The sequence below is a fragment of the Collinsella sp. AM41-2BH genome (genome assembly GCF_003468085.1).
Classification (GTDB): domain Bacteria; phylum Actinomycetota; class Coriobacteriia; order Coriobacteriales; family Coriobacteriaceae; genus Collinsella.
The window spans coordinates 1-1,538 of sequence record NZ_QSGH01000045.1; the positions used below are offsets into that span (position 1 = coordinate 1).

Sequence of the window (1,538 nt, forward strand, 5' to 3'; positions counted from 1 at the left end):
TTCGCTCATATGACCCAATCCGCTGTCAAGAGTCACAATGGCCCCGCCGACCGCTTGCAATCGGTCGGCGGGGCCTGCCGTTAACCCGTCCCGGTCCGCCCCCGGCATGTCATCGGCGCCTTCGGCTCAGTCTCATATCCGCGGATACCGTTCTGTCGGCCCGCACTCCATTCCTTCGGCGGGGTTCCCCAAGTCTGTCGAGGCGCATGCGGAGGGCTCCGCGCGCACAGCGAAATAGGGGGTATCCCCGAAGGCCGCCCGGCTCGCCGGGACGGGGGCTATGTCTATTCCGCGCCCTCCCGGCACATCATGCCGAGGGCCCAGAGCCACCTCACGAGCTCGGCCGCGGTGGCCGCGTTGGCCTTCGCCGCGGGCATGCCGCGGGCGAGCATCTCCTCGCGCCGCCGCAGGAGCCGCTCGGACCCCTTCCTCCCGTGCATCCTTATCTCGAGGGGCACGCCCGTGTCCCTCGGCATGAGCTTCGGCTGGTGCCGTGCCGCGGCGTAGCACCATGAGCCCTCAACGGCCAGCTTCCTCACGAGCGCGTTGCCCGCACCGCTGATGCCTCCGGGCCGCACGGAGTCGCCACTCGACCTCTGACTCGGCGCGAGGCCGAAATAGGCCGTGACCTGCCTTCCGGAACGGAACCTCGTGAAGTCGCCGACCTCGGCCGAGAAGGCCGCGGCCAGCGCGAAGGCGCAGCCCTTGATCGACTGGAGGGCGGCCACCTCCGCGGCGATCGGGCTGGCACCCACGGCCGCCCCGTACTCGGAGAGCAGGTCCGCCCGGGCCTCCGCCGCGGCCTCGACCTCGTTCCTCAGAGCGGCGAGCGTCCGAACCCCGCCATCGTCCTCCGGCCTGACCTTGTCGAGCCACCTCAGGAAGTCGTAGGTCCAGTACTTCCTCGGGTTGCCGGCGGGCGTGGTGCCGCCGTAGACGAACCCTCGCCTTGCGAGGAAGGCGAGCAGCCGCTGCTTGGCGGTCGCCAGGCGCGCGGTCGCCCCGTCGTAGGCGCCGGCGAGGTCCCTGATGCCCTCGACCTCGGGGGAGGGGACCCATACGGGGGAGATGTCGTGGGCGAGTATCGCCTTGGCCATCCTGGCGGCGTCGTTCCTGTCGTTCTTGGAGGCCGAGTCGGCGGCCGACCTGGGGATCTTCGAGACCGCGGCGACGACGCACTCGACGCCGAGCCCGGCGAGCTCCCTTTGCGGGGCGAAGCCGAGGTAGCCGCTCTCGTAGGCCGCGAGCGACGGCCCGGGGAACCCATCCATCCACCCGGCGATCTCGCCCCAGGGGTTGCCGGGAAACCTCCTCGTCACGGCCTCGCCGGTGTCCGCGTCGAGGGCGCAGACGGTGGTCGACCTCAGGTGGACGTCCATCCCGAACGCGGTAGAATACTTTGGCATGGGAGCCTCCCAACCTCGTTGCGGCGCGGCTGCGCCTATGGCACTTCAACATCATTGTCGCAGCCCCGACCCGCGGTCACGAGCGGGGGCTCCTATCTTTTTAGTGCCCTCGGATTGGGTCATAGTGTCTGT

The 1,538-nt window shown here is 69.6% G+C and carries 1 protein-coding gene; it reads right to left on the reverse strand.

Annotation, left to right across the window (positions count from 1 at the left end):
* Positions 1-284: 284 nt before the first annotated feature.
* Positions 285-1,406 carry an IS110 family transposase gene (locus DW899_RS10385; RefSeq protein WP_117801080.1) on the reverse strand — a complete coding sequence of 374 codons (1,122 nt, stop codon included), beginning with the start codon at positions 1,404-1,406 and terminating at the stop codon, positions 285-287.
* Positions 1,407-1,538 lie beyond the last annotated feature (132 nt).